Consider the following 11,960-nt stretch of genomic DNA (forward strand, 5'->3'; position numbering starts at 1 on the left):
CGAGGCCTACCCTCTAGCGGCCTCTGCGCGCTTGGCCTCGTCCCACAGGCCGAGCTTCTCGTCCATCGACGCCGCGCGCAGATCGAGGCCCGAGGCGCGGGCCGCCGACTCCACGCGGGTGAAGCGGCCGTAGAAGCGCGCGTTCGCCTGCCGCAGCGCGGTCTCGGCGTCGACGCCCATCCACCGAGCGGCGTTCACAAGCGCCAACAGCGCGTCGCCGAGCTCTTCCTCCTGCCGCTGCGTCCCTTCCGCCTGCTCCAGCTCCACCAACTCCTCGCGGACCTTGGCCATCACGTCGGTGAGGCCCGCCCACTCGAAGCCCGCGTGGGCCGCGCGGTTGGAGATGGCCTGCCCGTAGCCGAGCGCCGGCATGCCCCTGGCGACGCCGTCGAGGGCGGACACGTCGTCGCCGCGCTCCTGCCGCTTGGTCTGCTCCCAGTTCGACTCGACCTCGCGGGCATCGCGCACGGTCACGTCGCCGAAGACGTGGGGGTGGCGGCGCACGAGCTTCTCGCAGATGTGGCGGAACATGTCGTCCTGCGTGAACGTGCCGTTTTCCTCGGCGATCTGGCAGTGGAAGACGATCTGCACGATGACGTCGCCGAGCTCCTCGGCAAGCGCGCCGGGCTGCTCGGCATCCAGCGCCTCGAGGGCCTCGTAGCACTCTTCGAGGAGGTTGCGGCGGAGCGACTGGTGCGTCTGCTCGCGGTCCCACGGGCAGCCGCCGGGCGCCCGCAGCCGGTTGACGATGTCCCACAGCGCCTGGTACGTGTGCTGCCCGTGCTCCTGCATGCGCGTTACTCCTGTAGGGATGCGCCCATTATACTGGTGAGAGCAGCCACCAGACAGGCGAGAAAGGTTGACGCTTTGGACGCATGGATCGAGAGGTGGTCACGGGTCTCGCCCGGAGTGTTCCGGTGGGCGGGCGTGGCCGTGCTGGTCGCCCTGCCGATCTTCCTGGTCACCCTCAACGTGCGGGCGCTCTTCAACGCGCCCCTGGTGTACAACACGGGCTTCGAGCGCAACCGCATCGCGGAGAACACCGGATTGCCGGCGAGCGAGATAGAGCGCGTGGGCGACGAGATCCGCGAGTACCTCGGCAACGAACAGGAGTACATGACCATATTCCTCCACGCTCGCCCGCTGTTCACGGCGCGGGAAGTCGAGCACATGCGCGACGTGAAGGCGCTGCTGGGGCTGGTGTACACGGTCACGTACGTGACCGGCGCGGCGGTTTTGGTCTACGCCGCGTGGGGTTTCCGCCGCGAGGGGGTGCGCTTCCTGCGCCGGACGTCGATGGCCGGTGCGGTGGGCGGAGTGGGGCTCGTCGCGACGGGCATCGTGCTGGCGCTGGGCTTTCCCGTGTTCTTCACGCTCTTCCACCAGATCAGCTTCAGCAATGACTACTGGATCCTGAACCCAAGCGAGCACTTCCTTGTGGTGCTGTTCCCCTACCGGTTCTGGCTTGAGGCTACGGTGTTGCTCGCCGTCCTGACGGTCGCGGAGGCGGCGGCCATCTGGGGCGTGAGCCGCTACCTGCACCGCCGGCTCGCCTCTGGGCCGGAGGACGCCGAAACTCCGAACCCGACAGCCTGACATCCAGCGTGAGGAACAAAAAGCAGAAGCCCCGGCAGGACCGGGGCTTCGTAGTGTCTTGCGTTATGTCTTGTGATTAGTGACAGCCGCAGGCGCCCCCGCAGCATCCGCCCCCGCCGTCCGCCATGGGCATGGAGGACTCGCCGGGGCCGCCGGCCGTGATGGCCGCGAAGACGGAGAGCACGCGCCGGCCCGCGCCGCGGCAGGTTGGGCATGTCGCCGGGTCGTTGCCCTTGGACATGGGCCGCAGGACTTCAAAGCGCTCGTTGCAGGGCTCGCAGTGGTACTCGTACAGCGGCATGGCGCCCTCCTCAGTCTCGGTGACGGGGTTGATTGTATCGGCGCGGAGGAGGTTGGTCAACAAGGCAGGGCTTGGGGGCATGCCCTCGCCGAGACAGGAGGGATTACACAACGACGCGCTCAACGGGTACAATGGCGGGTACGAATTGCGTAATTCTCGAATAGAGGTCGCCGCCAATATGCCCACTTCTCCAAAGCACATCCAGGAAATGCTCACCGCCTTCTGGATGTCCAAGACGCTCTTCACCGGCGTGGAGCTCGGCGTGTTCGACGAGCTCGCGAAGGGACCCGCCAGCGCCGAGGTGCTGGCCTACCGGCTGCGGCTGCACCCCGGCGCGCTGGAGCGGCTGATGAACGCGCTGGTGGCGCTGGAGCTCATCCAGAAGGAGAACGGACGCTTCAGCAACACGGAGGAGGCCGCGCTCTACCTGGTCAAGGGGCAGCAGGGGTACCTCGGCGCGCAGGTGGAGCACCTGAGCCAACTGCACTGGCGGCTGTGGCAACTGCTGCCGGGCGCGGTCCGGGAGAACACGCCGCGGGTGAAGGAGGTCTTCGGCCCCGGTTTCGACATGCTGGCCGCCGTCTACGCCGAGCCTCGGCAGCTCCGCGGGTTCGTGCAGGGCATGCACAACCTGACCGTTCCAGACGCGCAGGAAATTGTCGACGCCGTGGACTTCACGCCATACCGCTGCCTGCTGGACGTGGGCGGCACCTCCGGCGCGCTGGTCATCGCCGCGCTGCGCAAGTACCAGCACCTGCACGGCATCGTCTTCGAGCAGCCGGCCGTCTGCGCCATCGCCGACGACTACCTGCGCCAGTACGGCGTCGATGACCGAGCGCGCACGCACCCCGGCGACTTCTTCGAGCAGGGCAGTCTGCCGGCGGAGGCCGACGTCATCGCCCTCGGCTGGATCCTGCACGACTGGCCGGATGAGCAATGCCACACCATTCTGCGCCACTGCTTCCAGGCGCTGCAGCCGGGCGGCGCCATCCTGGTGTGCGAGAAGCTGCTGGACGAGAGTGGCACGGGCCCGCTGCTGACCACGCTGATGGACCTTCACGCGCTGGTGTCGACGGGCGGGCAGGAGCGCTCCGCCGCGGTGTACGGCGCATGGCTAGAGCAGGCAGGGTTCCGGGACGTGGATGTGCGGCTCCTGGAGGGCAGCAGGGACCTCGTCATCGCGTACAAGCCCTAACCGGCGCCCGCTCTCCGCGCCGGCGTCGCGCCCCCGCGCCGGCGTCGCGCCTCTCAGCCGCCCGCAAAGGAGCGCCCATGACAAACGCACCTGAAAGTACGCTGCGCATCGTCGTGCCGGACGACGAACCGCCGGCCATTGGCGGCTCGCCGCAGGAGCAGAAGCTCCGTGACCTCGGCGAGCTCCGCGTCCACGACTCCCTCGCGCTGGGGCAGGAGATGCTGCTCGAACGCATCCGCGACGCGCACGTCGCCATCTGCATCCGCAACTCCAGCCAGTTCACGGCTGAGGTGCTGGACCAGTGCGCGGACATGCGGCACATCGTGGTGTTCGGCATCGGCGTGGACATGGTGGACCTGGAGGCTTGCAGGCGGCTGGGGATCCTGGTCACCAACACGCCCGGCTACTCCGCGCCCGCCGTCGCCGAGCACGCCATCGCGCTTGCGATGGCCGTCGCCAAGCGCGTGGTCACAAACGACCGCCTGGTGCGCGAGGGCGGGTGGGCAAAGGACGCGGTGGGGCAGCTCTACGGCAAGACGCTCGGGGTTGTCGGGGCTGGGCCCATCGGCAAGCGCGCGGCAGAGCTGGGCCGGGGCATCGGCATGAACGTCATCGCGTGGACGTACCATCCCGACGAGGACTGGGGCGAGCGCGCCGGCGTCCGTTGGGCTCAGCTTGATGAGGTGATGCGCACCGCCGACATCGTAACCGTGCACCTGCGGCTCTCCGACCGGAGCCGCGGGCTGCTGGACCGCTCCCTGCTCGAGTCAATGAAGCCGGGCGCGATCTTCGTGAACACGGCGCGCGGCGCGATCGCGGACGAGGAGGCGCTGCTGGAGCTGCTCGCCGCCGGGCGCATCGCCGGGGCTGGGCTGGACGTGTTCAGCCGGGAGCCGCTGCCGCCGGGGCACCCGTTCACGGCACTCGACAACGTCGTCCTCGCGCCCCACGTCGCCTCATCCACGCCGGAGGCGGACGCCGACGGCCTTGAGATGGTGGTGGACAACATCCGGCAGTGGCTGGCGGGCACGCCCGTCCACATGATGACGCAGGACGTCGGCTTCCCTACGTGAACGGAATGTGCAGGACCGCTCGGCGGAAGAGCAGCTTCCGCACGTGCGTCCAGGCGCGTCCGACCTGTTCAGACTGGAGCTGCGAGAGCGACCGGCGACTGTAACGCTCGACGGCGTGCGCGTTGCCGAGGATGCGCAGGTCCCCTGAGGCGCCGGGGAAGACCCGGGCCAGGCGCGACGTGTACTCGGCCGGCGTCTGGTTGCGGTGGTGCGGCAAGCCCGCCCACGCGCCAAGCCAGCACATGCGCTCGAACACCGTCGTCGGCACGCTCACCTTGACGAAGGTGCGACGGTAGCCGTACCACGTTGCCCATACCACGAAGAGGACCGCCAGCGACCACGCCATCACGGTCCCGCTGATGAACGGGTCTTCCTCTACGTCCAGGTCCCCGACGGTCAGAAAGGCATCTTCCTCAAAGAACTCGTCTTCATCAAAGAAGTCCTCGGCGCCGGTCGCGGTGACGTTGGCGCCCTCGAAAAGGAAGGATTCCGGTGCGGCGGGAAGCTGCCAGTTCGGCGTCGGCTCGAACTCCACCCAGCCATAGCCGGGGAAGTAGGCCTCCGCCCAGCCGTGGCTGTCGGCCTCTCGCACGATCCAGTGGCCGGCGTTCGGGTCGTACTCCCTCGGCGTGTAACCGACGACCATGCGCGCCGGCACCTCGACCTCGCGCAGCAGCACGGCCATGGCTGACCCGAAGTACTCGCTGTAGCCGCGTTCCAGCTCAAAGATGAAGTGCTCAACGCCGTCCACGTCATAGGGCGGGGCTGGAATCTCCTGGTCGTATCCCAGGGTATGGAGGAAATTCTCGATGGCCTTGGCCTTGTCGTAGGGGTTGGTGATGCCCAACGTGATCTCCCTGGCCAGGTCGCTCACGCGCTTCGGTTGATCGGCCGGGAGCTGCAGGTAACGGTCGCTCACCCAGCCGGGGTAGTCGTTGCCGGCCGCGCGCAACTGGTCGGGCGACGCCGTCGACAGGGACGACGTGATGGAGTACGTGTCGCCAGGGTCAAGTTTGCCCGCGCTGCGGAGCGCCACGATGTCCGGCGGGTCTGGCGGCCGCCGCGACACCTGCACCCAAGTCAGCGAGCGGATGTCGCGGCGCAGCGTCGCCTCCAGGGCCTCGCGCTCCGTGGCCGCCTCGCCCGCCTCCGGCTCCGCGACGCGGTAGGCCCGCTCGTTGCCCCCCTCCGGCGTGTCGCGGAAGGCCACCTGCGTGACGACGGAATCCTCCGGGACCATTGCCAGGATGACATCGGCCTGCGTGGTCACGTCCCGCTCATAAAGGCGCGCCGCCTGCAGCACCGGGACAATGAGCTCAATATCGGCGGGAAGGCCGGGGTCAGCGTTCAGGTGCCCGGCCAGCGGCAGCCAGAATGTGGGCGCCGGCAGCGCCTGCACCTTCACGGCGGCGTCTCCTTCATGGAGGAGCGGCAGATTGGAGACCGGCATGGTGTCCGTGCTGAAAAGCGGGACAACGCTGTGTTCCAGTTCCTGCCGCTGCTGATAGCCGCGAGGCCGGCTCCAGGGCAGGTCGTCGTCAAAGGTAACGGTCTGCATCTGCCCGGTCGTCCAGCCTTGCGCGGTGTAGACCGGGTAGGCGCGGGCGCGCAGATAGGCCGGCTGCGGCGACTCGAACAGGAAGAGGGGCTCGTCGCTCAGGGAGATGGAACCCTGGAAGGGAAGGTGCGTCCCAAAGTTCAGGTTGAGGCCGCCCTTCCGGTCGGGCAGGGCCGCGAAAAGCCGGTCGAGGTCCTCCTCGATGGTGTCGAGCGGGGCGCGCGTCCACTCCCAGGCGGTGTCCAGCCACGGCGACTGCCACGGCCTCGACGGCAGTATGAAGGCGATGAGCAGCACCGCCAGAATGTACCAACTCCCGCGGAACAGCGCGCGCAGCCCGTAGGACGGTAGTATCGAGAGCCCGTCCCCGGACCACGCGGTCCACTGGTTCAGGGAATTCATCCGCACGATGAGCAGCATGGCGAATGCCAGGTAGATGAACATCTGGAAGCCGAACTGCTCCGGCAGGTAGCTCAGGTTCGAGAACATCGCCAAGCCGCCGGGGACCACGGAGAGCCACACGCTGCGCCGCCGGAACGCCGCCCACGTCGACACGTAGGCGATGACCCACGCCATCGCCGTCAAGAACAGGGCGAACGGCATGGTGTCCGTGCTGATGCCGCCCTCGGTAGCAGTCTCGCCCCACTCAGCCAGGCGCATGTTGAGGACGCGGAAGGGCTCGACCCACCCGGCGGCTTCCGTGAGGGTGGAAAGCTGCCAGTAGACGAAGGCCGCTCCCACCAGGACGGCGCCGGCGTGCCAGGCGGTCTGCCAGCCGGGCGCCTTTGCGACGCCGAGCCCGATGAGCGCGCCGACGAGGAGCACGTATTGCAGCGACGGCGTCTCGGCCCAGGCCGCTTCCGAGATGGTCCACGCGATGACGAAGAGCGGCGCCAGCACGGCCACCAAGGTCAGCCAGCCCTCGGAGGGCGTGAACTGCCGCAGCGGATGGAATGAGAGCCGCCCTCTGGCCAGGAGGTCCCCGGTGGTCCGCACGGAAGCGGCGGTCGTCATGCCGGCGCCTCCGTCTTCCGGGGCGTGAGGATCCGGCCGGATGGAAGGTAGAGCGGCCGGGCTAGCGCCTGCGACAGCGCGTCGCCCTTGCGGACGGCGTAGGTGCGGACGCCGCCCGACGCGAGCCGGTCCGCCACCGCCGGGACCTCGCCCTCGCCGCCGAAGGACGCCGGGTCAAGCAGCACCGTGCTCACCTGCGAGCCGTGGCGGAACAGCCAGTTGGCCGCCTCCGGCCATCTTGGGTCAACGGAGGGGGTGATGATGACCATGGTGCTCTGGTCCAATCCCAGGCGCCGCCCCTCCTCCAACGCCGACTCCAGGGGCCTGCCGCCCATCGCCCGCGCCGTCGCCAGCGAGCGGAAGATGCGGTCCTGGTGGGCGTAGCCACGTCCGGGCAGCATGTGAATGGGCTCCTCGCCGAATGCAAACAGCCCCACGGCGAGGCCGGAGTCGAGGAGGCGGTGCGCCAGGGACGCCGCTATGGTGACGCCGTACTCCTCGGTGGAATCGTCGCCCTCACCGGCCTGCACGTTGCGGTGAAGGTCAAGCACCAGCCACACGTCGCTGCCGGTGTCCTGCTCAAACTGCTTCACCATGAGCTGGCCGGTGCGGGCCGTCGACGGCCAATGGATGCGGCCAAAGGTGTCCGACGGCAGGTATTCACGGACGCTCGTCACCATTGGGCTGGTGCTCGAGAAGGGGCTGCGCCGTTCGCCCTCGCCCGGCGAGCCCCGGCGCGGCAGCGCGAAGAGCGGCAGCGGCACCGTCGCCGGGTACACCATCACCTGCTGCGCCGTCCCGAAGGTGCGCCGGTGCCGGAAGATGCCGAGGGGATCGCTGGAAGAAACGGTAATGGGGCCAATGATGTAGTCGCCCCTGCGGGTGGCAATGATGCGGTTGGCCCACATCTCGGTCGAGTGCGTGCTGAGGTTGATGACGCGGCCGCCGCCGGGGCCGGGGAAGGTCGTATGCTCCTGCACCACCAGCAACGGCTTGGGGCCGGCCGAGTTGGTGACGCTGATCTGCGACACGAAGTTGCCGCCGACCTCTCGATAGCCCAGCCGCCGCTGTACCCGCACGTCCAGCCCCCACAGGCCAACCTTCCCCCAGACGTACGTGCCGGCGAGCGCAAGGACCAGCGCGTAGCCGACCCGGTAGTACACCGTAAACCCCGTGGCCATGGCGTACAGGACTGACAGGGCCAGCAGCAACAGGACGACCTGAAACCGCGTCGGGCGATAGCTCATGACCGTCCCTACCGTGCCGGGGCTCTTTGTCCCGATCTCACGCCAGGGACCGCCACCTCCTCCAACGCGCCTTCAACAATGGTCCTGCCGTCGATGCCGCGCATTCGGGCGGAGGGCGGCACGATGACCCGGTGGGCAAGCACGGGGACCGCCATCTCTTTGACGTCGTCCGGGAGCGTGTAATCGCGTCCCCGCAACAGCGCCAGCGCCTGGCTCACGCGGAAGAGCGCCAGCGAGCCGCGCGGCGACGCCCCAAGCTCCGCCTCAGGGTGCCGTCGCGTCACCTGCGCGAGGCTCACGGCGTATTCCATGATTGCCCGGTCGGCATGGATCTGCCGCACCGCGTCCTGCAGCTCGATCACCTCTTCAGGCGACACCACCGGCTCAAGCGCCTCGATGGGGTGCTGGGTCACCTGGTGCTCCACCACCGACACCTCCGTCTCGAGGTCCGGATAGCCCAAGTTGATGCGCAGCATGAAACGGTCGAGCTGGCCCTCCGGCAGGGGGAACGTGCCCTCGTACTCGATGGGGTTGAGCGTGGCCAGCACCATGGCCGGACGGGGCAGCGCGTGCGTGGTGCCGTCCACGGTGACCTGGTGTTCCTCCATCGCTTCCAGCAGCGCCGACTGCGTCTTGGGCGTGGTGCGGTTCAGCTCATCTGCGAGCACCATCTGCGCCATGATTGGCCCGGCCCGGAACTCGAACTCGCCCGACTGCTGGTTGTAGACGGACACGCCGGTGATGTCGCTGGGCAGGAGATCGGGCGTGAACTGGATGCGCCCGAAGCTGCAGCCGGTCGACCTCGCGACGCTGCGCGCGAGCATCGTCTTGCCGACGCCCGGCACGTCCTCTATGAGTATGTGTCCGCCGCAGAGCAGCGCGATGACCGCATGCTCCACAGACTCGCGCTTGCCCAGGATCACGCGGGACACGTTGTCGATAAGCCTGGTTATTTTCGTCTGCGCGCTTGCGCCGTCCTGCACCATGACCTCCTTGGGCTGGCGCGGTCCGGGGGCCTGCGGCCCACGGCGCTCCACCGACACGGTTATCGGATCTGCGTGTCCATTCGGAACGTCTCGAATCATTGGCCCGCCGCATAGCTGAAGCAACGCCGCTGGCCCCATAGGCATTGGGTTCTATACAGGATAGCGCAAATGTCCATGTCGGTACAGCGATACCGCCAAATGCGAGCCCTCCTGGGTGGGGTGTTGTTGTGAATGAAGGTTCCGGCTACGGCGCAGGGGACGGCTCGGCCAGCAGCTGCTCCCGCGCCGCCTGGCCCACACGTGCCAGGACTTCCTGCAGCGGCAGCCCCCGCTCGACGGCGATGGCGCGGCAGGCGTCGTATTCCGGCGCGGCGGCGACGGGCCTACCGTCGAGCAGCTTCACCTTGACCGCCACGGGCCCGAACTCCGTGTGCACGTCGCGCATCTCCCTCCCGGCCTCGTACCGCTCGACCTCCCGGCGGCGCACGCCGAGGGTCGTCGTTTCACGCAGCAGCATTGCGACGGCGTCAGCCTCCAGGGACGCCGGGACCAGGACGCTGAGCAAGGTTCCCGGCCGGTTCTTCTTCATCTGGATGGGCGTGTGCCAAACGTCAAGCGCGCCCATTTCAAAGAGCCGCTCCTGCGCGTAGCCGAGAAGCTGCGGGCTGGCGTCGTCGATGTTGGTCTCCAGCAGCGTGACCTGCCGCCGCGCCGGCACGGCCTCCGCCTCACCCACCCACAGCGCGACGGCGTTGGGGAAGCTCTCCGGGTTCCGCGTGCCGAGCCCGTACCCGACGCGTTCCAGCCGCATCGCCGGCCGCTCGAAGGTCGCGAGGCCCGTTACGAGCGCCGCGCCGGTCGGCGTGACGAGCTCGCCGGTGTAGCCGTGGGGCGGCGGAGTGACGGGCGCGTTCGCCATGACCGCGAGGGCCATCGTCGCGGGCGCAGACGCCGGAAGCGGGCCGTGGGCGGCCTTGATGACGCCGGACCCCATCGGGATGGGGCTTGCGTACAACCGCTCGACGCCCAGCAGCTCAAGCCCCGCCACCGTGCCGACGACGTCGACGAGCGTGTCCAGCGTGCCCAGCTCATGCGGGTGCGGCGAGGGGTCGCCGGGCGCCGCGCCGTGCACCGACCGCTCCGCCTCCTCCAGAAGCCGCAGGACGCGGAGGCTCCGCTCAGCGACCGAGGGCGCAAGCCCGCTGCCGTTGATGGCGTCGGCGAAGTCCTGCCAGCCCATGCGGACGGACTCGGCGCCGGAGCCGCCGGTGTCCAGCGTGACGTGGACGCCGGGCAGGCCGCCCCGGTGACCGCGTGTAGCGGCAATGGCGCAGCCGGGCACCGGCAGCTTCATCAGCTCCGCCTCGAGGTCGGCCGGGCTGAGGCCGGCGTCGAGCAACGCGCCCAGCAGCATATCGCCGCTGGCCCCGCCGATCATGTGGATGTACCCAACGCGCATCGCGACCCTCACACCCTCAAGACTCTCGCCGCCACACCCGGAACGATGCAGACACTGAGGACGTGATCGCTCCGGGCGCGAAAGAGGTCAGACGCCAATTATCCCCCACCGCCCTAGATGCCGCCAACACCCCCGCACGGCGCGGAAGCTGACCAACTGAAAGGGAGCCCCTAAGCGGGGCTCCCTTCGAGTGCTCGAGCGAATGCAGGCCTGTCTACGCCGGCACGTACTCCGGCGTGTAGGGTGCGCCGTCGTACAGCTCGGACCAGAGGGCGTTACGCCACTCCGTTCCGAGGGGCAAGACCTTCTCAATTGGCCGAAGCTGGTGTGCGTTGCGGCCCAGTCCCGGCGGCGTCCCGCCGTCCTCGACGCGCCGTACGGCGTCGAGCAGGATCTTGCGGGCCATGATGATGGCGCGGTCCGTGGTGCCCAAGTGCTCGCGGGTGCGGTCGCAGATGGGGCCCATGGTGTCCTGCACGGCGCGGTCCTGGGTGTTGGTGCCCGGGATGCCGGAGAAGGTCTGGGTACGCTGGACCTCACGGTCGATGAGGTAGTCGTTCTCTGCGCTGGCCCTCGATCTGAAGCCCGCTGCGACGTCGATGTCTTTGCCGAACTCGTTCCCCGAGCCCGTCTGCCGCCGCTCCGACTCCGCCATCTCGTTGCCGTCGAAGCGGTAGCTGAAGTTCCACACCATTGTGTTCTCGTCGTCGATGGGCACCCAGATGTGGCCGGAGGCCCGGCCGTGCCGCCGCTGGAGCTGCCCGCCCGGCCGCAGCTGGTAGAAGGGCGCGATGTAGTGGTAGGCGCGGACGTAGTTGCCCTCGTCGTCGCTGACGGTGCGGATGCCGGCGTAGGTGTAGCCGTAGTCGGTCGGCGTGACCTCGACGTGGGCGGCCAGGGAGTTGGCGCGGGCCCGGTCCATGACGTCCGTGCCGGATCCCGCAAACCGACGGTGCAGGAAGTTGGTGTGCACCGAGTCGATTCCGCCCTCGAGACCCTGGAGCCAGTTGCAGCGCTGCACCACCTTGGTCGTGCCGCGGTGCAGCTCCGGCACCTGCGTCCACTCGAAGGCCGGCGGTTCCGGCTCCAGTTCCTTGGGGCCCATGTAGACCCAGACTATGCCGCCGAGCTCGGCGGTGGGGTACGCCGTGATCTTCACCTTGTCCCTGAAATTGCTCTCCACGGGTTCCGAGGGCATGTCGACACAGTCGCCGCGCACGTCGAACTTCCAGCCGTGGTAGACGCAGCGCAGCCCGCTCTCCTCGTTCCGGCCGAAGAAGAGGCTCGCCCGGCGGTGCGGGCAGTAGTTGTCGAGGATGCCAACGTCGCCGTCGGTGTCGCGGAATGCGACCAGGTCCTCGCCCAGCAGCCGCACACGGATGGGCGGGCAGTCGGGCTCAGGCAGCTCCCACGAGAGGACGGCGGGCATCCAGTAGCGGCGCATCACCGCGCCCATCGGCGTGCCCGGCCCGACGCGGGCCAGGGTCTCGTTTTCCTGAAACGTCAGCATGGGTCATCCTCCCAAAATGCG

Annotated in this window: 10 protein-coding genes; 3 read left to right on the top strand and 7 right to left on the bottom strand. The window is 68.5% G+C overall.

Features of this window, described 5'->3' with window-relative positions:
* Positions 1-6: 6 nt before the first annotated feature.
* Positions 7-792 (bottom strand): nucleoside triphosphate pyrophosphohydrolase, encoded by a 786-nt coding sequence (gene mazG, locus OXC99_04030; protein MCY4624157.1) that lies wholly within the window; start codon positions 790-792, stop codon positions 7-9.
* Positions 793-867: 75 nt separating this feature from the next.
* On the opposite strand from mazG, the gene OXC99_04035 reads away from it, so the two are divergent.
* Complete coding sequence (locus OXC99_04035) at positions 868-1,596, top strand: TIGR01906 family membrane protein (protein ID MCY4624158.1); 729 nt, start codon at positions 868-870, stop codon at positions 1,594-1,596.
* A gap of 76 nt (positions 1,597-1,672) precedes the next feature.
* On the opposite strand, the gene OXC99_04040 is transcribed toward OXC99_04035, so the two are convergent.
* Positions 1,673-1,960, bottom strand: coding sequence for a zinc ribbon domain-containing protein (locus OXC99_04040; protein ID MCY4624159.1), 288 nt, complete (start codon positions 1,958-1,960; stop codon positions 1,673-1,675).
* A 115-nt stretch (positions 1,961-2,075) separates the two neighbouring features.
* Between OXC99_04040 and OXC99_04045 the strand changes: the two genes are divergently transcribed.
* Positions 2,076-3,092, top strand: a complete 1,017-nt coding sequence (locus OXC99_04045) for a class I SAM-dependent methyltransferase (GenBank protein MCY4624160.1) — start codon at positions 2,076-2,078, stop codon at positions 3,090-3,092.
* A 77-nt stretch (positions 3,093-3,169) separates the two neighbouring features.
* Complete coding sequence (locus OXC99_04050) at positions 3,170-4,165, top strand: 3-phosphoglycerate dehydrogenase (GenBank protein ID MCY4624161.1); 996 nt, start codon at positions 3,170-3,172, stop codon at positions 4,163-4,165.
* On the opposite strand, the gene OXC99_04055 is transcribed toward OXC99_04050, so the two are convergent.
* The 5 genes from OXC99_04055 to OXC99_04075 all read right to left on the bottom strand — a co-directional run bounded on the left by OXC99_04055 (position 4,158) and on the right by OXC99_04075 (position 11,939).
* Entirely contained in the window at positions 4,158-6,737 is a 2,580-nt protein-coding gene (locus OXC99_04055) for a transglutaminase domain-containing protein (protein ID MCY4624162.1), read from the bottom strand. The two genes, OXC99_04050 and OXC99_04055, sit on opposite strands and share 8 nt — an antisense overlap.
* Positions 6,734-7,984 (bottom strand): DUF58 domain-containing protein, encoded by a 1,251-nt coding sequence (locus tag OXC99_04060; protein ID MCY4624163.1) that lies wholly within the window; start codon positions 7,982-7,984, stop codon positions 6,734-6,736. The genes OXC99_04055 and OXC99_04060 overlap by 4 nt, the downstream gene beginning before the upstream one ends.
* 8 nt (positions 7,985-7,992) lie before the next feature.
* Positions 7,993-8,970: a MoxR family ATPase gene (locus tag OXC99_04065; GenBank protein ID MCY4624164.1), complete on the bottom strand. Its 978-nt coding sequence runs from the start codon at positions 8,968-8,970 to the stop codon at positions 7,993-7,995.
* Between the two features lie 244 nt (positions 8,971-9,214).
* Positions 9,215-10,429 (bottom strand): nickel pincer cofactor biosynthesis protein LarC, encoded by a 1,215-nt coding sequence (gene larC / locus OXC99_04070; GenBank protein MCY4624165.1) that lies wholly within the window; start codon positions 10,427-10,429, stop codon positions 9,215-9,217.
* A 214-nt stretch (positions 10,430-10,643) separates the two neighbouring features.
* Complete coding sequence (locus OXC99_04075; GenBank protein ID MCY4624166.1) at positions 10,644-11,939, bottom strand: Rieske 2Fe-2S domain-containing protein; 1,296 nt, start codon at positions 11,937-11,939, stop codon at positions 10,644-10,646.
* Positions 11,940-11,960 lie beyond the last annotated feature (21 nt).

The sequence above is a fragment of the Chloroflexota bacterium genome, assembly GCA_026713825.1.
In the GTDB taxonomy this organism is placed as follows: Bacteria; Chloroflexota; Dehalococcoidia; order Lucifugimonadales; family UBA1127; genus UBA1127.